The following is a 26,626-nucleotide window of genomic DNA, read 5'->3' as shown; positions in this document are numbered from 1 at the left end:
TTAGTACATTCTAGTATGTAAGTATACTATCATAAATAGTATCAAAGATAATACGTATAGATCTTATATTTTTTGAGCGGGAGTGTGCAAAAACTCGATCTAGATACTGACTTTACTTAGAAAGTTATTCACTATGTGGGCGTGCCTGATTGGACTGGCGCTTAATATAAGCATGCGCCTGATCGAATATGTGTAAATTGCCTGTATACAAATTTTTTTGATCCGATAGAATACGTCGCCAACCTCTCGCGCCAGGCTGGTCACGATAAAGCCCTAGTATATGTCGAGTGATGGCGCCGATATAGGTGCCACGAGTGTGCTCAGTACACACATAATTGACTATAGCTTGTTCAACCTCGCTACGAGTGCGCACAGGTGCTAAAGGATTATAGAAAAGCTTATCAACGTATGCTAATAGATAAGGATTATAATAGAACTCACGTCCGATCATTACACCATCAACGTAACGCAAGTGTTTATACGCCTCATGCAGCGTCTTAATTCCGCCATTAATAATAATCTCGAATCCAGAGAAGTCACTTTTTAATCTGTAAGCATAGTCATATTTTAACTCTGGAATCTCCCGATTTTTTTTAGGGGATAGTCCATGTAGTACTGCGTTGCGCGCATGTACGATGAATACACGACATCCACTTCGTGCTACCGTTCCTACGAAATCTCGCACAAATCCATAATTATCGACTCTATCTACACCAGTCCGGTGCTTGACCGTTACTGGTATTGAAACTTTATCACATATTGCCTTCACGCAATTGGCAACCAGTGTTGCCTCTTTCATTAAGCATGCGCCAAACGAGCCGCGCTGCGCACGCTCAGATGGGCATCCGCAGTTAAGGTTAACTTCATTATAACCCCAGCACTCAGCAAGTTTTGCACAGCGCGCGAGCTCATCTGGATCGCTTCCACCAAGCTGTAGTGCAATTGGGTTTTCCTGTGGAAGAAACGATAGATGTCTAGCAACGTTACCAAATAGTAGTGCGTTACTAGTTATCATTTCGGTATATAGGTAGACATGACGGGATAATTGCCGATGGAAATATCGGCAATGGCGGTCAGTCCAGTTCATCATTGGAGCGACGCAAATTCGTCGGACATTATATATGTCACAATCCTTCATAAGAATAATAATCTGTAAATATACGAATATAGCTAGCGTTTTTATCGAATTTTCGTAGTTCCTCTCCCCGCGTTTTCCTTGCTATATACTCTAATTAACTAGCTAATTTCTCATTAGAAAATATTATATCAAGACTGACGATTATCACAGAAACTAAGAGATATTAAGGGTTATTAGTGCGATATATCCTCTCTTACTATACCGGAAAGAATAGCACTTAGACTATAATTGGTTACTTTCTTTACTAGATAGTATAAACAGGTCTTTATAATTTATGTGATATTATCTGAATAAAAATTTAAGTTCTAATAAAAAATAAAAAATTTTGAATACGATAGCGAAGTAGATATATAAGTAGAAGTTAAAAAATAATCACTTTTAGCTAAATAGTAACAGGCGCACCCTAATCTTAGGTGTACTAAAAGTCATCTCGTATATTAGTGTTTAATTTATAAACTTTCAGCATTGCGCTGGTATGTCAATAGACATAACCCTTAAATACAGCTTAACTTTCTATAAATCAGGTGAAGATACAGGCTTTAGCCGTAGCTTGTACTCTATAAATTCTTAATATCTCCGCATTCTTTTTTAGAAAGAATTTATAACAGTCTTGAATCCTAAAAATGCTTTATATCCTACGAAGGATGTCAATTGCACCTGATTAGCATAAATGTACTATGTACGTATACTAAACGAAGTTAAGGGGACGTTTACCCAGCTTTAATAGATAAATATTACACTTTATCTGATGTAACTACTTAATGCATACTGGTCAGTATTATTTTCCGATATATCTCAGAAGTGCTAGGGGGCAATATAAAAAATATATTTAATAATATACCTCTCACGTTTATAAACATGCAGTGGATATATAGTATAAACCGCGTAGATTATATACAAAGCCATCGCTTCTGATAAAGGATTGCTTTGTACTAGCTTTGACCTTTAGCGTTAAAACCTAGATTAGGAGCCTACTACTTTAGTAAATTGTCGGGCATTAGTTTAAACAAACTATTTATATTGGAGTTACTGTTTTTGATAGTATATATGTCCCGGAAAATTCCCTCCCCGTATAGGGGAACACGTTTAAGCAAGCTCCGCTATACTAGGCATGGTTTTATTTTGTTTATGTAGCGTGAACTTTCGACTATATTAATTATAAGAGTTGTCTATAACCTTACTGTTATTTTATAAGACTCTCTGATATAGCCTCGTGTATTATACGCCTGTAGATTTACTTTAATAGTGTGCCGATATTGTAATATATTAGCGACACAATTTTATGTAATAACACCCGCACTACGAGCACCCCAATTTTTTACATAGGATAGATCCTACTATACAAAACCATTTAATGACTCTAGAAGAGCACACGCCCAATGTATTAAAACCGCTTCCCAACGCTCTAGTGCATCACTAGACATCCTATGACGTCACCTGTTAAGGTTTATGTGGTGCTGATGAAATGTCTAAATAAGTCCATATATATCTCTAGGTATAAAGCGCCGTGATCACTGTCGGGTCTTAGTGATCACGCCTCTTGTAATACGACAAGAAAATCTATACACCGTAGATGTTGCTTCGACCCGTGTAGTGTGCCTTCTCTAGAATAAATTGGAAAGCCATAATTAGTACAGCGTCGTGTATCAGGCATATATGGTTAGAATATTTTATGCTTGGTGAGAAATTGTATTTAGTATCTTGAAACTAATGCTAAGTTTTTATACTAAATTCGATAAAGCAGAAATATGATATGTAGGGCTAATTTTGAAGCTATTAGAGAGAGCTTGAATCTAGCAAAAGCGATCTTAAATCTAGACGAGCTGATTTGCTGCTTAATGCTGCTATTAAACTACTTGAACCTCAGTAAAATAATAAGTTCTTAACTTCAGGACATTAGCCCATCCTATGTCTGTACTTAGTTTTCTGTACCCTCTTGTACGTGCATACTTATTCCGCATGGATGCGGAAACCGCCCATAACTTGACACTGCGCTTTCTAGATGCAGCCGTCCACACTGATCTTACGTGTTGCTTCGTCCCGCATATTCCTAATACACCACGCACAGTCATGGGTTTGATATTTCCGAATTTAGTAGGACTTGCCGCTGGTTTAGATAAAAACGGCGACTATATTCATGGATTAGCAGCGCTCGGATTTGGCTTTATTGAAATTGGCACGGTAACGCCGCGCCCACAACCCGGCAATCCTCGCACACGGCTATTTCGACTGCCGCAGGCTGATGCCTTAATTAATAGAATGGGCTTCAATAATCATGGTGTAGATGCTCTTATCACCAATCTTCGTTCTATATGCTATCGTGGCGTTCTAGGCCTAAACATCGGCAAGAACGCCGATACACCTATCGAGTATGCAGTCAATGACTACTTGTACTGCTTAGAAAGGGTTTATCCGTTCGCAAGCTATGTAGCGATTAATATCTCATCGCCGAATACAAAAAACTTAAGACAGCTGCAAGCTCCTGACGAATTACCTGCTTTATTAAAAGCTCTTAAGGAAAAACAACATCGTCTCGCAGATTTACATGGCAAGCAAGTTCCATTAGCACTAAAAATCGCACCAGACCTTAATGAAGAACAAATTAAGTTGCTTGCAGATATCCTCCTAAAGCACCGCGTCGATGGAGTAATCGCAACCAATACAACACTATTACGTACTGCAGTGCAAAGCTTACCCTATAGCCAGGAAGATGGCGGGCTATCTGGTCGGCCGTTATTCAATCCGTCTAACTGGGTAATCCAGAAGTTACACATGCAATTAGGCGACGCTATACCAATTATCGGCGTAGGAGGTATTTTAAGTGGCCAAGATGCACATGCAAAGCTCATGGCTGGTGCATCACTGGTGCAAATTTATACCGGTTTAATTTATCGAGGGCCAAGGCTAGTAAGCGAGTGCGTACGTGCTACTGCCGGCTGTTGCGATTAGCATATAGTATAGGTTTTTTAGTTGCCCTCCTATATAAAAGCTTCCATTTGTCGCTATCTACCAAAAACGATAAAACTTGCGCTACCTCGGGAATAGATTGTAGCAGTGCTAGTTAGCATTGTACTCGACACGGTATCTGTTACTACACGAGCTACCGAACTACTTCATCAAGTTAAGGAGCTGGGTACGCTGCATATCGGCTTTGAAGGAACTTCTCTACACTATTTAATGCTCACAACGTCTATAAAGAACTTGCGGGCTATAATATAGACGTGTGGCTAAAGCAAGTGCTATTCGGCTTAATGTAAAACCCGAATTCGCCACTACTAAATAGTAGTGGTATATTTTCTAAGCTGCAAGCTGGTAAACTTGACGCGGTTGTAAATTAGGTTGGTATTACATCAATTTGATAGAAGTTTCTCTATTTTTCGAGACCCTATATGTATTCGGTCGCACAACTCATTTAGCTAAAGAATAATTTCCGCTAGTTTAAATCTCTTGATAATTTAAAAAGCAAAGGCTTGGAATAAATCTGGGCTGGCATTACAACGATATAGCTAAAGCATTGACGGACATTAAAGTAAAGACCTACCCAGATCGCCCGAGTATCTAACAACTTGGCTCAGGTTGTATTTACGCGGAACTGAGTGACAGGCTTATGCCGAGCGTACCTCTTCAAAGGTACTACGCTTTCATTACGGCCAAGCATACTACTTGGCCGTAATGAAAGAATTACTATCCCATTTAGAATGGCAATCCTAAGTTTTTCAGAGTTATTAACGATGTCATTGCACATTCAGAGTTATTAACGATGTCATTGCACAACTAGACGTTAATGAAACTTTGTCAAGAAGTCCTAATAAGTGGTTTAATATTGACGCAACTCGACTACTAAAGTAAGCCCTCTATTTATGTTGTCTCTACTGTTGTTATTGCGGTCTGCGCTAATACTTGTTACTAGGCTTTACTAACAATTAAATTTGCGCTATTAGTGATGGCGTTTAAGCTAGCAGGCGGTATTTATTACACTACTGAATATGAGCGATTGGCTTTTGTGCGTCGGTGCCCCCCCCCGAACGTACAGTACAGATCTGCGTCATTTACTACGGTCTACCTGGCGTAGGAATCGAGTAAGATCTAACTTCAGCTGGAGTGTTAGCGTTGTCTGGAAACCCCTCTCGGCATACCTCTCCGAGAGTATGTGCAACGCGATTTTAAGCATTGCATGTAGTTAATAGCTTGCTGTATATAGCCTTGGATTATCTAGCCAGCAAATGCTACGACTACGTAGTCGCTCCACAAGCACTTCATACTGCAGTGCTGAGCTTATCTAATAGCCTAATTGGCTTATCAAAGACACCTCACTCGTATCGGTAATTACCGTGACTGAACTGTTACGTAGCGCACAAGAGGTAATTGCTTTTACCTATTAGCCTCTACTACCGTATATTAGTGTTGCAAGTATATACTGGGTGTATGCTATTTGCTTGAGAAGCCCCTCAGCGCGCCGGCTTGAAGCCTTTCTCGCATTGCTTATACGGCATAAATTGCAGATTTCTAGGGCACAAGCGTCTTATAGATGCCTAGTATTCTAATGTCTCGCATTAAACATGACGTATTTGACATATTGTTACTTATTTTGATTTTTTTGATGTGATATTAATAACACTGATTCGGTTTTCTGCTAATAATCCGCATAGTTTCATGTTACAAAAACTTACACAGCAGCAAAACTACTTAAGTTATCAGGAAGTTACTCATCGGAGCCTATGTATATCCAACTTAGCGATACCGCTAGAGAGAATAAGAATATATTGCAATATACTATTCTATACGCTAGTACAAAATGTATAGTTTTAGTATGCTAGTTAAATACTTTGCTCGATAAATATCCTGATTTATCTATAATAAAATCTATTACAAGCGTCATATAGCCACTAATCGTTAGCTTAAAATAGTTAATATTTAATGTCACTAGCGCTAGAATGCTTAAAGTTTATATTATAAATCCTCGACGTCTCAAGGTTTAGTGAGATTATCACTAAAGAAGCGCCTAGCAAAAGAATATAAACAGTGTGCATGCTGAAATTATAAATATTAATCTGACTAGCACGCCTATTTTAAAATTAATAGCTTATTAAAAGCCAATACAGTACTAATTATAGTATATATCCTGTATACATTTTATGTATACCATATAAGTAATATTTTTGTATTAATATTTATTAAATATTTTTAATAGTTCTGTATAGTAATAATCATTAAGAAATTACTCACTGCATCATACCACTAAAATAAAACCCTTTCGGGGAGCTTAGTTCGTAGCCACAAATTCCCGGGTACCTAGTTTTTAAGTGCGTAAATTTTTGACTGTGAATTTTTCCTAATTTAGAGGGGCTTTAAAGTTTCTGAAAGCATTAAAATCACTAAATATGCTATACCTTACTTTAAGTGTGAAAACGCTGAAAGCGCCCCAACATATCCGTCTCTGAGAAGGGCTAAAGCCGAAGATAATATTAATGTATTAATATTATGATGTATAGTGGATAAAATTTAGTTAGCATTCTCCTCTCCAGGGAGAGATATGTATGATAAGAGCAATTATTAATTGTTTAATTGTGCGGCGTATACATAATGCTTATGCTTAAAAGGCTGGGAACTTAGTGCAATCAATTTGTATCTCTAGGTATACGCAACGTGCATAGATGCTTTCGACGCTCAACAAAAAACTGGCTTAGCTGGCGCGAGCATTCTTCCTCTAGTACGCCACCATCGATGCTCGGGTGATGATTAAACTGCGGGTGAGTAAATATGTTTACTACACTGCCGCATGCACCCGTCTTTAAATTATAAGCACCGAACACCACACGCGTGATACGTGCATGTATCATTGCGCCGGCACACATCAGACAGGGCTCGAGCGTTACGTATAGCTCACAGTTCGGTATTCTATAGTTAGATAACACACGTGAAGCCGCGCGTATAGCGACTATCTCCGCATGTGCAGATGGATCACGATTACTGATGGACTGGTTAAAGCCATACGAGATTACCTTATCGCTCTGCACAATTACGGCACCTACTGGTACTTCGCCTATTTTATAGGCCTGACGCGCAGCAGCGCGGGCTAGCATCATAAAATAGGTATCTCGAGCCAATAGATCTTCTTTAGATAAACTACTATTACGCATTTATGCTTCTCATGCAAGAGTTATTACTTAATGAGTGAGTATCTCGGATAACGCATCAAGTGCACTAAATTTTATCGCTGTTTCATTTCTATCACTGAAAAGTGCAGCAGAGTTGAGACTCTATTACCGTGATTAACCGTTCTAGCCACGCGCAAAGCAATATATTCAAAACTAACAAACGCAATTGAGATGAGGATAATTTAGTGATAGGGCTTTGTACACCTGCTGACGTCGAATTTTGACGGCCATTTCTAACACCAGCTAACTTGTGCTACCTCTTAACAAGAGTAACGGTTCTAAGCCAATCATAATGGGCCATAAGCATGCTTGTCTTAGACGCACAGCTAAACACCGGATCGCTAATATATAGTCAATTGCGTCTCGAAATTGCGCTAGCGTATAGCGAGCGAGTTCTTGTATTACTACTAGCACACGGCTAGCTGAACCGGTAGATAGCAGATCCTGCGGCGTCAAACTGTAGCCCTCGAGCATCGAGGGCAGTAAATAGCAATGATTAATACGTAAGTCCTTCGCGTAATAACGCAGCATATTAGTTAGCTGTAAAGCTTTACAAAAACGTATATCATTCTCTTTCATTACTGTAGGGTCTCCGCATAGCGCATATAAAAGATATGTATAGATTATTCTGTCCAGAATGTGCCAACATAGCCTGAAACCATACACGTGCACTGTCTAGCCATGCCATTCATGTAATACTATGACTCGTCCAGAGCGTTCGTATGGCAAAGTAGTTAGATCGAATTCCACACCGCCTATAAGGGTAGATACATCCCTCGAACCGCTGCGCAATCGCAATCGCTTAAACCGCGCCCTAAGATTTCTAACGCTAGCCCAAGTAAACCTAGTAAAAGATACTCGTTAAAGTATCTCGGTTGAACTAACTGCTCTCTACTTCTATGAAGTAAGGCGTGATCATATTTTTCCCTATTCACGTGAGCACGTAGTCTTAGTAGCACCTTTAAGCTCAATTCAGGCTTAATCACGGGCATGTCTGCAATCGTATCAGCAGATGCGCGCTAACAAATATGCTAACCCCAGCATATCTCGCATATCAACGAGTAATATACGCAACGTCAGGTAAAAAAAGAGCGAGATACGCTCTTAAGTAATGCACTAAAAAGGAAAGTATGCGCTGCATCGCGCATAGATTAGTTAGCAGTAATAAAAGTGTCTAGTTTTATAAAGAATAGATGCCATCCTTTAAGATATCGCATGTATAGTGCTACCCCCTGAAAGTACGCATCGGAATAATAAGTCATGCATTACATGGAGATTTATTAGAAATTAGAACCGGTATATAGTAATATATGGATTTTATACGTAGTGCAGCTAAGCTTAGAAAGCGATCTTCGGTCATTACTAAAATAATGCTTTAGTAGACAGAGGCCTTCTCTTAATGCTTTAAATCATTAAGCAAACGCAGAATTTAGACGGTACAATTTCTGGGTGTTAGAACATGTTAAGTTAACACTTCTAGTGCAGCATGTTACAAACATAGATTTATTGTATACAAAAAATTATGCCGGTGAACTGTCGAATTTAGCAGAAATACTTTGAGTTATCTAGGCACCTAATCTTGCCATTGTAAGTACTAATATATAGTATTATCTTTTCTTGCATTATATTGCGAAAATATAATGTGTTAACTAACAATTTATCTTAAAATAAGTTATCTATCAACTAAGTGAAAATTACATCATATAATTACACTATCGATTGATGGTCGATAAAATATTGTACAAACCAACATACTTACTATATGTATAGTAAGTATGTTAATGGTGAATTATGCCACAACTAGCAAACAGGGTATAGAAGTTATTGCACATAAAAGCTGATGTGTATAAACGGCACCCATAAATAACTTAACCTGATACATATTATTTGTATATATAGCTCCCATAATTAAATTTCATGAGGCAAATTATTTATAAAGCAGAGCTCTTTAAGTCTAAGTTTATTCTTAAATCTACTTCTATAGCTAGCAATACTATCGTATTTGCAATACTCTTTTATATGGAGTATTGGTATGTAGCCGAATAATAGCCGGGAACGTATGAATGCTATGCACTAAAATTAAGTAAATAATTACTATGGATATATACCATCTATTTCATACCTAACTCTCTAAATTTGATATATTTTTTGCTTGCTAATGCACACTTATTCAATGGATTACAGTTCTTAGATATTAGCACTAACTAAAAAATATAGCAGGCTCCTCTGGCAACCATCGCTCCCCTAAGGGGTAATCAATAGATTATGCTATCCGCCGGGTTCCGAAAATAAATTACTTTATCGTGGAGCCCCTATTACGCCAATGTTAAGCTATACATCCTGCTAATATATTAATATATAATAAGCACTTTTATGTATCCAGAGAAAAATATGTAAGACAGTGGTCTTACTGCCTTATGCTCTTATAACTTAAGCTTATTAGAATAAGTGGCGCACATGCCCTATACATATCTGCGTAATTTTATTTAGACTAAGAGCGGATCTTATCCTAAAAGGCTATCGGTGTAGTTTACATACCAATCTTAGGCATATTTCTTGTGCACCTTATCCTAAAGCCTACTACTCTGTTTGCACTAGCTGAGTTACAGTTCTGGAGAACGTAACTGTTTGAATCGCTTCTATAGACAAAATTGAAATAGTATGCGTATGACCCAGAAAAAAGTTTATAACGTGATTAGTTCAAAGATTCGATAAAACTCTCTCTCTGTTGCCCTCTCGAGAAATCCGATATTGCTAGTATCATTAATTAATGTGCCCTCTATAATCTACGGAACAATGCAACTTTGTTAATAAACTACGACAGCTATCTATGCCGCCCTGTTTGAAACCACCTGTAATCGTATGGTTTCGAGACGATCAACGACTAGCCGATAATCCTGCGCTTGAATACGCTATTGCTACAGGTCACCCTATTGTATGCGTGTATATCTACGACTCAAAACCACAAAATGTGCGTGCATACGGCGAAGCTACTCGTTGGTGGCTCGCTAAATCTTTGCAGGCACTTAATACCGAACTTGTAGCATTAGGCGGAGAATTGACTCTACTTTGCGGTTCTGAGTCGCAAAGCATTAAGGCGCTCGCTATAGCAATCGGCGCTATCGAGGTATGTTGGAATAGAAGATATTTAGCGGCCCAGCGCGAAACTGACCGTGCCATCAAGATGGCGCTCAAAACGCGTAGTATTGAGGTTTCTACTTTTAATGGATATCTGTTGAGAGAGCCGTGGACCGTTGCTACTCGAAATGGTCGCCCATTTAAGATCTTCAGCGCGTACTGGCGTGCTGCGTGCTATGAATATTCCCCTCAAGCTCCACGACTAAAACCTCAGCAAATTAATTTCTTTCCCGTACCGAAAAACATTGCCCAAGTAGCGCCACTGAGAACTCTCTCTACAATAACTATCCAGTGTCTCGCACCTAATTTTAGTAAAAGATCATTTAAAATATGGAAATGTGGGGAGCAAGCAGGATGGATACAGCTCAACGATTTTCTTACGAACTCACTGTCTTACTATGCAAGTGGACGTGACTTTCCAGCAATGCAAGTAACTAGCCAGCTATCTCCGTATCTTCGCTTTGGCAATCTCTCGGTACGGCAGGTATGGCATGCCCTACGATCTATAGCGAGCAGTGTATCTACTGCGAGTGGTAGTATAGACAAGTTTCTCTATGAGCTTGGCTGGCGAGAGTTTTCATACTATTTGCTATATCATTATGGGACGCTACATCAAGTCAATTTCAAACGGCAATTCGATGCCATGCCGTGGCGTAACGCCGATACAGAGTTACACGCATGGCGGTGTGGCAGAACTGGCTATCCGCTGGTTGATGCTGGCATGAGGGAGCTTTATCATACTGGTTGGATACATAACCGCGTCCGGATGGTAACGGCGTCATTTCTTGTTAAGCATTTACTAATTAATTGGCGAGAAGGAGAATCTTGGTTTTGGGATAGGCTCGTGGATGCTGACGAAGCTAGCAATCCCGCTAATTGGCAATGGGTAGCTGGTAGCGGCGCTGATGCGGCTCCATATTTTCGTATATTTAATCCTATTCTACAGAGTGAGAAATTTGATATGAAAGCAACTTATGTGCGGCGTTGGGTGCCCGAACTCTCGCGTCTACCAAATGAATGTATTCATGCGCCATGGCTCGCACAATCTGGACAACTAGCATCTGCGTCAGTGAAACTAGGTCAAAATTATCCATGGCCGATAGTGCTACATCAGCAGGCTCGTAAACGCGCATTGATGGCGATAGAACACATTCGTTGAGTACGAATCCGGCAGCTTTAGTGCGTGATTACGCTATACCTAGACTTTACACCAAAACTAGTCATTCCGCATAAAATCGGAATTACAGATATAAATATCACAACTTATATCTGCCGATCCGAGCCTTAGTACCATCCACCCTCTCTCTGCGCTTATTTTTCACTGTAGAAAGGAATACTAATCGTAATTCAATATAGCTTTTCTCAGTGTAACATACCTATATTTTACGGCTTCTGGGATTAGTAAGTAATATTATTGCTACTCTATTAGGATAATATTATTTAGAAAAATTAGCGAATACTGCATTTTTCCTTCTTAAGCAGTTTTCCTAAAATAACTTATACTGTAATTTAAATAAGCAATAAATCGTAGCATAACAGTACATCAACCCAATAAACCTAAGTGCCGTAAACTATATCTTAACAGTCCGTACAGCTCACTACTAATCTATACGAGATACAAGATATTCTGTAGCCATCTATTTAAGATAGATACAGTTTTCAAATAATATCTCTTCTTCATAAAATATTCAGGCATAGCCCGTTCTAAAAATTTAATTAAGTAAATCATAGTTTAAAACTAAAAATAATTTTTTATTAATCCATATTAGAAAAATAGAAATTTAATATCAGAATACTACTATTCATTTTTATGAACCACTCCTTTAATATATAATCTAAAGTGCTGAGCTCGATTACGCATCTATGGATATATGACCAAGAAAAAGTATGCAGGAGAGTTTAAGTATCGACTACATAGTATTAATCAGCCCTTATAACATATGATTAGTAAAGTCATATCTTCCTTACATCGAATATTTATTCGATTAGTACGCAGTTTATATAAAATAACTAAAATTTTTTATTAAACTTAAGTGAGTCTACTAAAAGCATCTGATAAGCATGGCATAAAATCGGTATTTAACACTATAACTATTCTAGTTACACTTTATATTATAAGGCTATTAGTATATGTAGCGCATTCTCACGAATGTACGGTTTAGTGATCTCGCCGTTAGTATGCAGTTAGACAGAAAGATGTTTGTCATATTAAATTTCTTAATTAAAGTACCTGACTAATAATTACTAGAAATAATATTGATGAACTGTTTATTAAATAATTGCTCTACAGAAAATTATATGTTCTAGCCTATGACCTAGGGGGCAGGAAAATTCTATGAATTATTAAGCTGGATGTGCCTATATTTCAAATAGAAAAATTTATTAGATATTCTATATTATTTATTAACGAGTTTGTGCTACGTTAGGTGTCTTCTTACTAAAACTACCCAGTAGCCCTCATAGTTGCTTTCGACTTTAATAAATAATATATAGCACTTTAGTGGAATTGCCTGATATTAGAGTTAAGAAGGTTGTTGCGTCTACTAGAATAGTAGCGCCTCTATCACAATGCTTTGGATATTTTGCTATATTGTTAGTTAATATGCAGATATGATTAATATCTACTACAAGCGAGCTAATATTAGCTGAATATTTTTAACGTTGTAAGTATAAGCTTCGCTCGTCATCATAATACCGAGCGAAGCTTTCTATCATGAGCTTGAGCCATTCGGCGTATTGTAGTACTGTTTAGCTATATAATGACCACTAGTCATCAGCCATTTTCACCCTCTGAGTTTTTCCATATGCGCTTATTGCCATCGCTGATTTTTTTTAGTCGTTGGTTACAATTACCGTTATATTTAGGCTTGATTCTAGCTCAGGCCATCTACGTCTTTCTTTTCTTAAAAGAGCTGTGGCATCTATTGGCACATGCAGCCTTTCTGACCGAAACGAATGTAATGCTAGTAGTACTAGGGTTGATCGATGTTGTGATGATCTCTAATTTGCTGATTATGGTTATAATCGGCGGCTATGAGACGTTCGTATCACGACTAGGTTTGGAAGGTCATCCGGATGAACCAGAGTGGCTTGATCACGTTAATGCCGGCGTCTTGAAGGTTAAGCTATCAATGGCGCTAATTAGCATTTCGTCAATTCATTTACTTAAAACTTTTATTGATCCAGATCAGCATTCGTCGCAGGCGGTAATGTGGCAGGTTCTAATCCATATTACATTCTTGCTGTCAGCGCTTGCTATGGCCTGGGTAGATCGACTTACATCGCATGCATCGCGTGTTCCTATCCAGTCGGTGTCTTGATAGACGATTAAGCCTATATACGCAGACCAGTTCTTAATCATTTAATACATTCACGACGATCCAATACGGCGGGCACCCTTCATGAACACACCACCATGATAGTCATCCAGCAGGAAGACTTGATTCAAAGCGTCGCTGATTCATTGCAATATATTAGCTACTACCATCCAATTGACTATATTCAAGCGCTGGGGCGCGCTTATGAGCGTGAGCAAAGTCCAGCAGCAAAAGATGCAATTGCACAGATCCTTACTAATAGTCGGATGTCCGCTGAGGGACGCCGTCCGATATGTCAAGATACTGGCATTGTCACGATATTCGCAAGGGTAGGAATGGGCGTACGGTGGGATGGCGCAACGATGAGTGTAACGGATATGATTAACGAAGGCGTGCGACGTGGCTATACACACCCAGATAACGTATTACGTGCTTCAATTGTTAATCCACCAGAAGGCGCACGAAGAAATACCCAAAATAATACACCAGCAGTAATCCACTATGAAATTGTTTCTGGTAATAAGCTTGACTTACGGGTAGCAGCTAAAGGCGGTGGCTCAGAGAACAAGTCAAAATTCGCCATGCTAAACCCATCTGATTCAATTGTCGACTGGGTACTGAAAACTGTGCCAATAATGGGTTCCGGTTGGTGCCCGCCAGGCATGCTCGGTATTGGCATTGGCGGCACTGCTGAGAAGGCTATGTTAATGGCAAAGGAATCACTGATGGATACGATTAATATCCAAGATGTGATTGCTCGAGGACCTCGAAACTGGATCGAGTCGCTTCGTATCGAACTATATAGAAAAGTGAATATGCTAGGCATTGGCGCACAAGGGCTGGGCGGGCTATCAACTGTTCTAGATGTAAAGATTGTAACAGCACCCACGCATGCGGCTAGTAAGCCGATTGCAATCATCCCAAATTGTGCTGCGACCCGACATATGCATTTTACGCTTGATGGTACTGGTAGCGCTCAGTTAGAACCGCCTCCTTTAGATGCCTGGCCCAAGGTAAATTGGAAGCCCAACACTAGAACTAGTCAGCGTGTCGACCTCGATATGCTAACGCGAGAGCAAGTTTCTAAATGGCGGCTTGGTCAAACGCTGTTGCTCTCCGGTCAGATCCTGACAGGACGCGATGCGGCACACAAGCGCATAGCAGATATGCTAGCTAGCGGTCAAACACTTCCCGTTGACTTTAGGAACCGTGTAATTTACTATGTCGGCCCAGTTGACCCAATCCGAGACGAAGTCGTCGGGCCAGCTGGCCCGACGACTTCGTCTCGGATGGATATATTCACCGAGATTATGCTCGCACAAACTGGCCTCCTTTCAATGATTGGCAAAGCCGAGCGTGGTCAAGAGGCAATCGCTGCGATTAAGAAACACAGGGCAGCTTATTTAATAGCGGTTGGTGGAGCTGCATACCTCATCTCCAAAGCAATCCGAAAATCTCGCGTCCTCGCATTCAAGGAACTTGGGATGGAAGCTATTTACGAGTTTGAAGTCAAAGACATGCCGGTCACCGTGGCAATTGATTCCCATGGCACATCAATTCATCAGGCTGGGCCAAAAGAATGGAAAGCCAGAATTAGTGGAGTTTCAATTTTAGACATGTAGCGGACTAATACTAAGCAATACAGTGCTTTATGCACCGCTGTCTGTACCTGTTTACCATAGGGAATCAATTATGAAAGGCGACAAGAGGGTCATTGAATATTTAAATTCTCAGTTACAAAATGAACTGACAGCGATAAATCAGTACTTTCTACATGCGCGGATGTACCGACACTGGGGGCTAAACAAGCTGGAAAAGCATGAATATAATGAGTCGATTAGCGAAATGAAGCATGCAGACTGCCTAATCGAACGCGTACTTGCACTCGATGGGTTACCGAACCTACAGGATTTACATAGCCTTTCAATAGGTGAGTCCACGCAGGAAGTTCTAGAATGCGACCTGAAGCTTGAACTAACCTCCCAGGTAACCTGTAAAAAAGCGATTATGCATTGCGAGGGCGCGCAGGACTATGTATCACGCGTCATCTTTTACCATATCTTGGACGATACAGAAAAGCATATCAACTGGCTTGAGATGCAACTTAAATTAATCCGTAAGGTAGGTATCCAAAATTACCAGCAGTCTGTAATGACTATTGTTTAATATAAATAGCAAATAAAGCTATAAGCATAGCAAGAATAATAATGCAAAATGTAGCGCCGATCGGCATTCTCGATTCTGGGGTTGGGGGGCTATCAATACTTCGTGCAATTCGGTCGGTATTACCTAATGAAAGGCTCCTATATTGTGCTGATTCTTATCATGCGCCATATGGCGAACGCGAAGACTCATTTATTACAGCACGCACTCTAGGCATTGGACGATGGCTAGCAGAGCAGCGTGTTAAAGCGATAGTGGTAGCCTGCAACACTGCTACCGCCTATACATTATTAACATTGCGCGAGCGTCTACATATACCAATTATCGGTGTTGAGCCTGGCATTAAACCCGCTGCATTGTGGTCTCGTACCCGTGTAGCTGGTGTACTGGCAACTACAAGCACACTTAAAAGTGCACGTTTTAATACGCTGCTCTCGCAGTACAGCGGTGATTGCAGATTTATCTGTCAGGGCGGGCATGGCTTAGTTGAAGCAATCGAGGCAGGAGACATTAGTTCTCCAGTGATTATACGAAATCTATCTACTTGTATACAACCTATCCTAGATAGCAGTGCTGATACACTAGTACTAGGCTGCACCCACTATTCATTTTTATTAAATGCGCTATATACAATCACCTCGGATCAGCTACGTATCATCGATACCCATAAAGCAATTGCATGCCAACTAGTTCGGCAATTAACTGAGCAACAATTGCTTGTTAATACCGATACAACTATTACGCATAGTAAGACAACACTCTCCTCGGTATTATTACGGCTCGTAAGTACAGGAAATGCTGCCCAATTAGCCCATATTGCCCGGAAACTTATCGGCGTCAATGTGAATGCTGAACACGTTAAAATAGCCTCAGAACTACTTTAGCCAATACTTAGAAAACTATCCTGACACGAGGTTAAACACTTGGTGTTATAAAGAATTATTGATTAATATTCTTATATACTCTCTCAAGATAATAATACTGTTTGTTATTAACATTAGTAATATACACTACTATTATTTGCGTATGTAAGTCTATTATTGCTATAATTTGTCGAATTAAAATTCGACGAGTTACAATTACAATTCAAGTTAGGTGTAAAAACTTAATGCGCAAAGTGTAATAAAACTGCCCGTGATCTTATCACGGGCTATAATATGCACACAAGGTTATCTAATCTTAGCGATCGCTTTAGGTTATTAAATAACATTAAAATAATACCTTGTTCGCAGAACTCAAAGCTGCTTTAGCTGATTTGATATCAGGTATAAATTAGGTTTTATATGCAGCATAAAACTCATATCGTCAGAGTGGAGTGTGACTATAGATAGCTACTTGATAAAAGCTATCTTATATGCCTGTAACATCTTTGGGCTTTCGCTCTAAGTAACAGGCATTATAAAAAAAGTATATTTCCTTGACCAAGACATAAAAAAATAATAATAGTTTTTAGTCCCTACAACATAATTATGTTGCCATAAGCATATAAATAGTGCTTATATTCAAACTGATATCTAATTTATATATTTATGAGTACTGTGTCCTTGCTTCAGGGTAAAATTTTTTGATTTAAGAGTTAGTTAATAACATATAATATAAAACCTAATTTTTATTAAAACTTATTAAGTTTTTATTTTATTATATATGCTTATAGAAATTTTTGCGGAGACGGAGGGATTCGAACCCTCGATCTAGGTTTAGCCTAAATGCTCCCTTAGCAGGGGAGTGCCTTCGACCTCTCGGCCACGTCTCCCGAAACTTGACCTGTATAGGGAGTATAAAACTATAATATTTCTATGAAAATATATAGAAATCATATAATACAGTATATTATGACTAGCAGTCACGATGTAATTACGATTGCTCAAGTTTAAATACTTTATGAAGTAATCGCACAGCGCTTTCCATAAACTTTTCATTAATTAACACTGAGATTTTTATTTCTGATGTCGAAACCATTTCGATATTAATGCCTTCCTCCAACAAAGTTCTAAATATCGTACTAGCGATTTCTGCATGCGAACGCATGCCGATGCCAATAATAGATACCTTCGACATATTGGGATCGCCTAGTACCTTTTGCGCTTTTATATGTTCCTGAGCATGACAGGCAAGAATATTCATTACATGCCCGTAGTCACTACGGCTAACCGTAAAAGTTAGGTCGGTTTTTCCTTCGATGCTAGTATTCTGGATAATCATATCTACATCGATGTTAGCATCGGCAAGCAGCCCTAAAATCTGGCAGGCAACACTCGGTTTATCAGGCACACCAATAATCGCAATACGTGCTTCGTCACGCTGGAAAGCGATGCCGGAGATAATAGCTCGTTCCATTTTGTTGTTTTCTTCAAAGGTAATTAGGGTGCCTGAACGCATTTCGTCATCTAGCGGGATCATCGGATCTATCAGGCTTGATAATACACGAGTCTTCACCCGATATTTCCCAGCAAATTCAACAGAGCGAATCTGTAGCACTTTAGAACCGAGGCTAGCCATTTCTAGCATCTCCTCGAACGTTATTTGATTTAGGCGGCGAGCTTCTTTGACAATACGTGGATCAGTCGTATACACACCATCTACGTCAGTGTAGATTAAACACTCGTTAGCGCGCAGCGCAGCTGCGATCGCAACTGCTGATGTATCGGATCCCCCTCGCCCTAGCGTAGTAACGCGGCCATTAGAATCTACGCCTTGAAAACCTGTGATGATGACGACTTTACCGACATTTAAATCTATTAATACCTGTTTATCATCGATTTTTTTGATTCTTGCCTTCGTAAATGCGCTGTTTGTCTTGACAGAAATCTGCCAGCCAGCATAGCCAACTGCATCGACGCCCTCCTCCTGTAGGGCAATTGATAATAGACCAACACTAACCTGCTCGCCCGTCGAAGTAATCATATCGAGGTCTCGTGGATTGGGTTGAGTCGAAATTTCCCTTACCAGCGAAAGTAAGCGATTAGTTTCACCAGACATCGCAGATAGCACAACAATTAACTGGTGACCTGATTTATGCCACTTCGCAACGCGCTTTGCGACATTTCTAATACGCTCAATCGAGCCCATTGAAGTACCGCCGTATTTATGTACGATGAGTGCCATTGTCGTTATGAGCTAAAAAGGAAACTACGCCGGCGCATACGTAGGATTATTTGATAAAACGAGGTATAAACGCGAAGTAACGTTGTCAGCGCCTATCGAATTAACCAGAATCAGAGGAAATGAAACTAGAAAATAATTCTGCCGTATGCTGGTTCGCTTGACAAGCGAAATACGTGTCATGTTAGCAGTATATCTGGATGCCATTCAATCCGAATCCGACCTTTCCCGGCAATATTAGGATCTATGCCTAATTTAGGAACCCACAGTAACATATTTCCAACAAACAACAATGGGAGATGACGTCGCCAAGTCGGGATTGCCGCCTCCTGGAAAAGATTTTTTAGCGTGCGAAGCGGACCGCCGGTACGTAAGCGCATGCGCTCTCCACCGAGACGCGCTCGCACTATAAGTGGTGCAGATTTCAAAACGCTACACTGCACCCCCCGCTCGTCGTCAATATCAGACGACATGAAAACAATTGATCCCCGCCATATTGGTAGATACCAGACCGATTGACCTGACCATTGTAATTCATCGTGAGGTGGCATTATTTTCCCGATAGATACTTTATCAGCCCGACTTTCCCACCAGATCTTATTACGATATAGGCATAGGTCGTACCGATTATACGTAATCCTTAGCGCTGTATCGTCACCAGCATTATATAATTGACGAAATATTTCGTTAATACGCGCTTCGGACGCTGTCTCTAACCCAGACTGACGCATCCAAAATCGGAGCAAATTGATCGCGCGATCATAACCTAGTTTAATTAGCGACCGACGAGATAGCCTATACTTTATAGGCACGAATGTATCGCATCGCTCTAGCATAGAATCGGGCGGTTCGGCGAACATACATGTATCTAAATCGGCAATAGTTAAGTTTTGTAATAGACGCTGCGCAGCGGCGGCATGCCGGGCAGTTCGTGCTAGCGCGGCCCGATATCCGGGGAAATAAATTTCTAGGGTAGGGGTTACATGTTTCCGCACCGCATTACGCGCACGTCGGGTATCTACGTTAGATTCATCGTCTATCCAGCATAACGCATACTGACGTGCATACGCCTTAAGGGAAGTTTTAAATACTGATAATAAGGGCCGTACATAAACAGGCCCTTCATGAAGCAAACGACGCAGTGGCATCGCGGCGAGCCCAGGTAGTCCTGCACCACGTAGCAATTGTAATAGTACGGTCTCAGCCTGATCATCCGCATGATGGCCAAGCCATAGCGTACGGATACCATGAGTCGAACACATCTGTTTGAGCGCAGCATAGCGAGCGTCGCGCGCAAGAGCTTCGATACTCTTACGCGGCATTTTAGGAATCTCAACGGAGCGGCAGTCGAAATCGATATCGAGCTTAGCAGTCACATCAATACAATGGCTGCGCCAAGTATCGGCAGAAGAGCTAAGCCCGTGATGAACGTGAAACCCAACACATCGATGCGCGCCAAACAAACGAGATGCCGCATGTAGCAGCACCGTAGAATCTAGGCCTCCGCTGAAAGCAATCCCAATAGATTCACCACAATGAATTGTGGCAGTTTGAGCTGACACTGCCCGAAGAACTAGATAATCAGCTGTCAATTTATCCGCAACCTTCATGCAACTGTACCCTGTATGCAGGCTACACCATGTGCCTACTATATAACACCTTAATTCCTAAGCAGAGCTGGTCTTATATTCTCCATAGTTCATCAACCGCTCAAAATGGCGAGCATATAAATCGCTTGAACTTATACCTTGGAACTGTCGTAGCGAGTCGGCCAGGGCACGATGAAGTATCGAGGCCATTCTCTTTGGATCTCGGTGTGCGCCACCTAGCGGTTCGTTAACAATCTGATCAATGAGACCGAGTTTCTTAAGCCGGTGTGCAGTCAAGCTTAGCGACTCCGCTGCCTCAGGAGCCTTTTCTGCACTCTTCCATAGAATCGAGGCACATCCTTCTGGCGAGATCACGGAATAGATGGAGAACTGTAGCATTAATACGCTATCAGCAACCGCAATAGCCAGTGCGCCGCCGGATCCGCCCTCACCAATGATCGTTGCTATTGTTGGCACTTTTAACTCGGCCATGAGGTAAAGATTACGACCGATTGCTGCAGACTGACCACGCTCTTCAGCACCAACGCCTGGGTACGCACCCGGCGTATCGATAAATGTAAAAATAGGCAGTTTAAATTTCTCTGCTAATCGCATGAGTCGCTCAGCCTTGTGATACCCTTCTGGGCGTGACATGCCGAAGTTACGCAAAGCGCGCTCTTTTGTGTCTCGTCCCTTCTGGTGACCAATAACCATACAGGGATAGCTGTTAAAGCGTGCCAGGCCACCAATGATCGACAAGTCATCAGAAAATGATCTGTCGCCATGCAATTCATGGAAATCTGTGAATAACTCATTCACATAGTCGAGCGTATAGGGGCGCTGTGGATGCCTAGCTATCTGAGCCACCTGCCAAGGTGACAGGTTGGCGTATATATTCTTGGTCAGTGTCTGGCTTTTTTTAGATAAACGATCAATCTCTTCTGAGGTGTCAATAGCCGAATCGTCTTGAGCGAAGCGCAATTCCTCTATTTTTACTTCTATCTCTGCAATTGGCTGCTCGAAATCTAGAAAGGTGATTTTCATTTATTTAAACCCTTAAACTATCCCGACAGCGCACATTTAAACTATATGTTTGTTGTATATTAGGAGCTAAGACTGCGCCACATATACTAAGTCGAAACAGTACGCCATGGTTCCTAATTCTTAACGACTTTTCGCACTTCGCTACGCATGACCGGTTCCGCTGTTTAAGTAATTTATCTAGAGGTAGTGCATTCGGTCGCATCAAGTTAAAAATAGGAAACATCTTGTGGGCAATATAACAGCCAATCCCGCGTATCTGCGTAAGCTCACTAATGATTGTCTCGTAGTCCATCGACGCCCATGATGAGAGATAAAGCACGCCGGACGTAAAATTTTGGCAAGACCAAGGATGTACTCCGATTTGCGTTTAGACAATCCACACTCTATCAATCAAGGTTTACCAAGCATCATAATGCGCGATGTGGTGCAATTAAGTAGCGCATGGCCATAAGTCGCTCCCATATAACCTCCGAGGTGTTTATTAATATCTGTTGGCTAATGATAGAGCGAGCAAGTGTTAAAGTGGATTACTACACGCCATTAAAAATGGGGCCGAATTGCAGGATTATTTTTCTTAGTATACGGTGCGCGACGCACTAGGTACTCACATACATGATCCCTCAATAGCTAGCGTAATATGGTGGAGTGCAGTATTCTCATTAATCTCATTGGCACATGACTGATCTTATAAACGATACCACTCTTTACTACTCCCACTTGAGACTTTATATCCATTCTGCTCGTCGTCTTCTTAGACGATACCGTCTTATTTCTTCTAACTCTATATTTACGTCAATTTTGCCGAGCTTCATACGCGTCGCCACTCAGTTGTACCACCCGGTTTATCCTCAAGTAAGATACCATGATCCAGTAACGCTGCTCGAATTCGGTCTGCTTCAATATAGTTTTTTTTACTTTTAGCGCGCAAGCGCACTTTGATGCGCTCATCAATCTGCACAACATCAAGTGGCAGAAGTTTATCCGAGGCTGGCGATCGCCCCTGTAAATAATCGCTCGGATGGTGCTCAAGCACACCAAGTATGCTGCCTAACCGCTTAAGCTGGCGTCCCAGCGCGGGATCGCAAGTACGATTCAAGTCCGACACCAAGTCGAATAGTGTCGCGAATGCAGCTGGAGTGTTGAAATCATCGTTCATAGCATCGCGGAATGCCGCTGCATGACGCTCACTCCAGTCTAGTTCGAGATCATCCGATGTGACATCCTTCAGTGCCGTATAGAGTCGTGTGAGCGCTGTTCGAGCATCATCTAGACACGAGACACTATAATTTAACGGTGAGCGATAATGCGTGCGTAGGATTAGTGTCCTAATCACTTCACCGTCATAAAGTCGCAGTGCGTCGCGTAGCGTGAAAAAGTTACCAAGCGACTTAGACATTTTCTCATTGTCGACATTGACAAACCCATTGTGTAACCAGTAATTAACGAAATGCTGCCCACTCGCGCCCTCGCTTTGGGCGATCTCATTTTCGTGGTGAGGGAATTGCAGGTCCTGGCCACCACCATGGATATCTAACCGCTCCCCAAGCAACGCACAACTCATTGCTGAACACTCAATATGCCAGCCTGGCCGGCCCCATCCCCATTTTGAATCCCAGCTAATATCCAGCTGCTGATTTTCCTTAGAGCGTTTCCATAGCACGAAATCGAGTGGATCCTTTTTTAAATTATTCTGTACAATACGCTTGCCGCCGCGTAAGTGCTCTAGCGACCTGCCAGATAACTGGCCGTATGTAGCAAACTTACGAACAGAATAATTAATATCGCCATCACGCCCTTGATACGCATAGCCATTACGCTTAAGTGCGTCGATCATACTCAATATCTGCGGGATAAATTGCGTAGCGCGTGGCTCATAGTCCGGGCGTTTAATATTTAGAGCAGTTTCATCCCTATACATTGCCTGAATAAAGCGATCTGTTAATGTATGGATCGACTCACCGTTATCCATTGCCCGACGAATAATTTTGTCATCGATATCGGTAATGTTGCGTACATATATAACCCGATAACCCAAAGCGCGTAACCATCGTTGGATCATATCAAATACGACCATCAGTCGACCATGGCCGACGTGGCAATAGTCGTAGACAGTCATGCCACATACGTACATGCGTATTTCGCCCTCGCGCAATGGAACAAAGATCTCTTTGTTACAACTGAACGTATTGTATAAACGGAGCCGATCCATAGAGAAATGTTACGTGTGCCAGGCACTGTAAACGCAGCCGGCTGCTCCACTGTACGCGGCCACAACACCCGCTGCTGGCAATAGTAGTGGTTAGTAAACGGCCAAGGCGTTATTGCTCGAGAAGTCCACTGGTATAGATTCAACTACGGGTAGTACGAAGACTGTTGACTGTTTTTTGGTCTCGGCAATAGCCCGGGGGTCTGTTAGAATTGAGTGTAGTACGATACCATAAAAAATTTATGAACACGACCTATATACGCATTGCGCTTGCGCTAGTTAGCTTCTTAACTAACATATCATTTGCTCAGCTCCCTCCCCGCATTACTGACGGCACGCGAGAACCTGATGTTAAACTTTCGCAGTTTAACAAGAGAGAACTCGAAGCTACACTTGAGCAGCTTGACCAGCAAGTTTTTGAGCACCCGAGTAATGCTCACGCCCGCTTTAAACGTGCTAATGTGCTTATGCAACTCGGTCGAGACCGCGAGGCAATAACCGCATATACAGCTCTCACGCAGAGCTATCCAGAACTACCAGAGCCATATAATAATTTAGCTGCGCTATATGCAAAGCGTGGCAAACTAGATAAAGCTCGAGTGTTACTTGAGACAGCAGTGTATGCAAGTCCAGGCTATGCACTCTCTCAATCCAATTTAGGCGACCTTTATATCCGACTAGGGGTTGAGTCGTTTAAGCATGCTTGCGCACTTGAGCCGAGAGACACATACTCTGCGCGGCGCACCGAGCAGATCGAGAAACTACTAAGTTTGCCGGAAAAAGCTAATGCGTTCGATATCAAAGCAATACCACCGACTACCTTAATCCCGCCAAGTAGGCTACCGAACTTCCCGGAAGTTATCTCGGGCACTAGCGTAGGACCCGCACTAAGTCCGTACATAGCACCGAAGATAATACAACCTTAATTGTATCCTTTTGTCGTTGAGAATAAAGCTAGGCTAGGAATCACTTCATTCTAAATATTTTGTTGCTCATTAAAATAGAAAATATAAAATTGCCGTACCGGTACTTTGCTCTCTTGCTACAAGCAATCTGGAAAACCGCAAACCTCTACTATTTAAATGCACCCCTTGGCAGTAGCCGGTGAGGTTCTCGCCTCAAACATACATTTCGCTATGCTCGATCGATATCATCCAATTTAGTAAGATACATATCTGCCCTATATAACAGCACTCTTCTTTATCATTTCATTCACTGGTTTATTATTTAAAGGTCTAGCTTTACACTAAAAACAATGTATACACTCATGTATATATTGATCTATACAGAGGGTTTAAACGGACTTTCAAATATAATTAGCTCGATCTCTATAATTTTAGGTATTAGAGTTTTACATTTTAAAAAACTCTTAGTTAACATTTTTAGTAACTCTTTCCTAAGCTGAATCGTACCATGCTAGTAACTGCAGACTCCCGACAGCGCGTTATATTTTATATAGGTAATCAGAATAGAGCTAGTCTACAAAGTTAAAGCAGTATATATCTATATTTATAGCTTTTACTGGAATGTGCCTCTAGAATTTTTTATATAGAAAATTTTTGTCTGAGTTTTAAACGCATACGTTGCATTTAACTAATAAACGCACCGTATTCTACTCGATGCTGCTAATATCCGACCTGCATCTAAGTGAGTCACTACCTCGCACTGTTGCCGCATTTGAACACTTCATCTGTGTAACCGCAAGCGCTGTCGATGCGGTGTTTATTCTGGGCGATCTCTTCGAATATTGGATAGGTGATGACATGCTTGCCTTGCCATTTGCACAACATATCGCTAAGCTAATGCATACGCTATCGGAACGCGGCATTACATTGTACGTGATGCATGGCAATCGAGATTTCCTGCTTGGCTCTAGATTCATGAAGACTGCAAGCGCAATACTTCTGCCTGATCCATACGTCATCACAGCTTTTGGCGAGCGAATTGTGCTCACGCATGGCGATGCACTGTGCACTGCGGATGTTGTCTATCAACGATTTCGCTACATTTCTCGCACCGCGGTTGCACAAAGCCTATTTTTTGCACTTCCGCTGCGCTGGCGCGAAAAAGTCGGGAAGAGTATGCGGCGTAAGCGCCTTGCTCAATCGACGCAACCATCTTCACAGCATGACGCGACATTTAGTGCGCTTTCATACCTATTCGCTAGAACTCATACTCGCATAATGATTCATGGGCATACGCATTTACCTGCTTTTCATTACCACTATGGAACCGCACGCTGGGTACTTCCAGACTGGGAACTAGACCACGGTGCGCCACGAGGCGGTTATCTCCAGATTGATTATAACGGAATCCGTCTGCTACAGCTTAATACTGGAGGTAGCTTAGTATAGTTTCTGTAGACTTTAAATAATATTACCACTGGTTTATGGGTCGGTAATATTACCCTAGCACCAACCTATAATTAACTTAGATTTTTATCTGCTCTCACTTATAATGCAGCCTTTACGCTATAAAGGCATATATAGCAAAGCATACGGTCTATAAACATCGGTATAGAGGACACACTTTCGTACACGTGCAGTCAACGTGTAATAGAGACTAGTAAATTAAGGCGCGGGTCGATGTACCAATATTGCCTGGATTTCTTGACTCGACTAGTGAGAAGAACGCCGATGCTAAACCCACCCCTAATAAAAAATCGCTGTATAGTTACAAAGGTTTGATACCTAAGAATCGCATCAACCATAAGCAATCTGCGTTAAGTGAGACACTAATTCTTAGCGTAGATTCAACCGGAAAGACCTTGA

At 41.2% G+C, this 26,626-nt stretch carries 17 protein-coding genes, 1 tRNA gene and 1 pseudogene; 10 read left to right on the top strand and 9 right to left on the bottom strand.

Features of this window, described 5'->3' with window-relative positions; all coding sequences use genetic code 11:
- Window positions 1-124: 124 nt before the first annotated feature.
- Window positions 125-1,138 carry a tRNA dihydrouridine(20/20a) synthase DusA gene (gene dusA / locus KW136_RS02730; RefSeq protein ID WP_216796975.1) on the bottom strand — a complete coding sequence of 338 codons (1,014 nt, stop codon included), beginning with the start codon at window positions 1,136-1,138 and terminating at the stop codon, window positions 125-127.
- Window positions 1,139-3,046: 1,908 nt separating this feature from the next.
- On the opposite strand from dusA, the gene KW136_RS02725 reads away from it, so the two are divergent.
- The gene (locus tag KW136_RS02725; protein ID WP_216796973.1) at window positions 3,047-4,087 is read left to right on the top strand and encodes a quinone-dependent dihydroorotate dehydrogenase; all 1,041 of its coding nucleotides are present in this window, start codon (window positions 3,047-3,049) and stop codon (window positions 4,085-4,087) included.
- Between the two features lie 961 nt (window positions 4,088-5,048).
- Window positions 5,049-5,682 (top strand): annotated as a pseudogene (locus KW136_RS04235) (ABC transporter permease subunit); the annotation flags it as partial.
- Between the two features lie 1,074 nt (window positions 5,683-6,756).
- Here KW136_RS04235 and tadA read toward each other — a convergent pair.
- Complete coding sequence (gene tadA / locus KW136_RS02720) at window positions 6,757-7,278, bottom strand: tRNA adenosine(34) deaminase TadA (protein ID WP_216796971.1); 522 nt, start codon at window positions 7,276-7,278, stop codon at window positions 6,757-6,759.
- A 261-nt stretch (window positions 7,279-7,539) separates the two neighbouring features.
- Complete coding sequence (locus KW136_RS02715) at window positions 7,540-7,962, bottom strand: squalene/phytoene synthase family protein (protein WP_281421781.1); 423 nt, start codon at window positions 7,960-7,962, stop codon at window positions 7,540-7,542.
- Window positions 7,963-7,996: 34 nt separating this feature from the next.
- On the opposite strand from KW136_RS02715, the gene KW136_RS02710 reads away from it, so the two are divergent.
- The 6 genes from KW136_RS02710 (at window position 7,997) to murI (ending at window position 16,798) form a co-directional block, all read left to right on the top strand.
- Window positions 7,997-8,161 (top strand): hypothetical protein, encoded by a 165-nt coding sequence (locus KW136_RS02710; RefSeq protein ID WP_216796967.1) that lies wholly within the window; start codon window positions 7,997-7,999, stop codon window positions 8,159-8,161.
- Window positions 8,162-10,126: 1,965 nt separating this feature from the next.
- Window positions 10,127-11,593, top strand: a complete 1,467-nt coding sequence (locus KW136_RS02705) for a cryptochrome/photolyase family protein (protein ID WP_216796965.1) — start codon at window positions 10,127-10,129, stop codon at window positions 11,591-11,593.
- Window positions 11,594-13,193: 1,600 nt separating this feature from the next.
- A complete protein-coding gene (locus KW136_RS02700) occupies window positions 13,194-13,754 on the top strand; it encodes a TIGR00645 family protein (protein WP_246583179.1) in 561 nt (186 codons plus the stop codon).
- Window positions 13,755-13,849: 95 nt separating this feature from the next.
- Entirely contained in the window at window positions 13,850-15,373 is a 1,524-nt protein-coding gene (locus KW136_RS02695; protein WP_216796963.1) for a fumarate hydratase, read from the top strand.
- A 70-nt stretch (window positions 15,374-15,443) separates the two neighbouring features.
- Window positions 15,444-15,917 carry a bacterioferritin gene (bfr, locus tag KW136_RS02690; protein ID WP_216796962.1) on the top strand — a complete coding sequence of 158 codons (474 nt, stop codon included), beginning with the start codon at window positions 15,444-15,446 and terminating at the stop codon, window positions 15,915-15,917.
- A 41-nt stretch (window positions 15,918-15,958) separates the two neighbouring features.
- Window positions 15,959-16,798 (top strand): glutamate racemase, encoded by an 840-nt coding sequence (gene murI, locus KW136_RS02685; RefSeq protein ID WP_216796961.1) that lies wholly within the window; start codon window positions 15,959-15,961, stop codon window positions 16,796-16,798.
- A 779-nt stretch (window positions 16,799-17,577) separates the two neighbouring features.
- Here the strand turns inward: murI and KW136_RS02680 are convergent.
- The 6 genes from KW136_RS02680 to cysS all read right to left on the bottom strand — a co-directional run bounded on the left by KW136_RS02680 (window position 17,578) and on the right by cysS (window position 23,858).
- Window positions 17,578-17,667: transfer RNA gene (locus KW136_RS02680), tRNA-Ser, on the bottom strand.
- 101 nt (window positions 17,668-17,768) lie between these two features.
- Complete coding sequence (locus KW136_RS02675) at window positions 17,769-19,019, bottom strand: aspartate kinase (protein WP_216796960.1); 1,251 nt, start codon at window positions 19,017-19,019, stop codon at window positions 17,769-17,771.
- 24 nt (window positions 19,020-19,043) lie between these two features.
- Window positions 19,044-19,199 carry a hypothetical protein gene (locus KW136_RS02670; protein ID WP_216796959.1) on the bottom strand — a complete coding sequence of 52 codons (156 nt, stop codon included), beginning with the start codon at window positions 19,197-19,199 and terminating at the stop codon, window positions 19,044-19,046.
- Window positions 19,196-20,626, bottom strand: coding sequence for a tRNA lysidine(34) synthetase TilS (gene tilS / locus KW136_RS02665; RefSeq protein WP_216796958.1), 1,431 nt, complete (start codon window positions 20,624-20,626; stop codon window positions 19,196-19,198). The genes KW136_RS02670 and tilS overlap by 4 nt, the downstream gene beginning before the upstream one ends.
- 57 nt (window positions 20,627-20,683) lie before the next feature.
- Window positions 20,684-21,649, bottom strand: a complete 966-nt coding sequence (locus KW136_RS02660) for an acetyl-CoA carboxylase carboxyltransferase subunit alpha (RefSeq protein ID WP_216796957.1) — start codon at window positions 21,647-21,649, stop codon at window positions 20,684-20,686.
- 808 nt (window positions 21,650-22,457) lie between these two features.
- Window positions 22,458-23,858 (bottom strand): cysteine--tRNA ligase, encoded by a 1,401-nt coding sequence (gene cysS / locus KW136_RS02655; RefSeq protein ID WP_216796956.1) that lies wholly within the window; start codon window positions 23,856-23,858, stop codon window positions 22,458-22,460.
- 239 nt (window positions 23,859-24,097) lie between these two features.
- Between cysS and KW136_RS02650 the strand changes: the two genes are divergently transcribed.
- Together KW136_RS02650 and KW136_RS02645 are read left to right on the top strand one after the other, a co-directional pair.
- Window positions 24,098-24,781, top strand: coding sequence for a tetratricopeptide repeat protein (locus KW136_RS02650; protein ID WP_216796955.1), 684 nt, complete (start codon window positions 24,098-24,100; stop codon window positions 24,779-24,781).
- A gap of 657 nt (window positions 24,782-25,438) precedes the next feature.
- The gene (locus tag KW136_RS02645; RefSeq protein ID WP_246583178.1) at window positions 25,439-26,209 is read left to right on the top strand and encodes a UDP-2,3-diacylglucosamine diphosphatase; all 771 of its coding nucleotides are present in this window, start codon (window positions 25,439-25,441) and stop codon (window positions 26,207-26,209) included.
- The last annotated feature ends 417 nt before the right edge of the window (window positions 26,210-26,626 follow it).

The organism is Candidatus Vallotiella hemipterorum (assembly GCF_910593725.1).
Lineage (GTDB): Bacteria > Pseudomonadota > Gammaproteobacteria > Burkholderiales > Burkholderiaceae > Mycetohabitans > Mycetohabitans hemipterorum.
The sequence above is the reverse complement of the archived record's forward strand: the minus strand, read 5'-3'. Positions and strand labels throughout refer to the sequence as shown.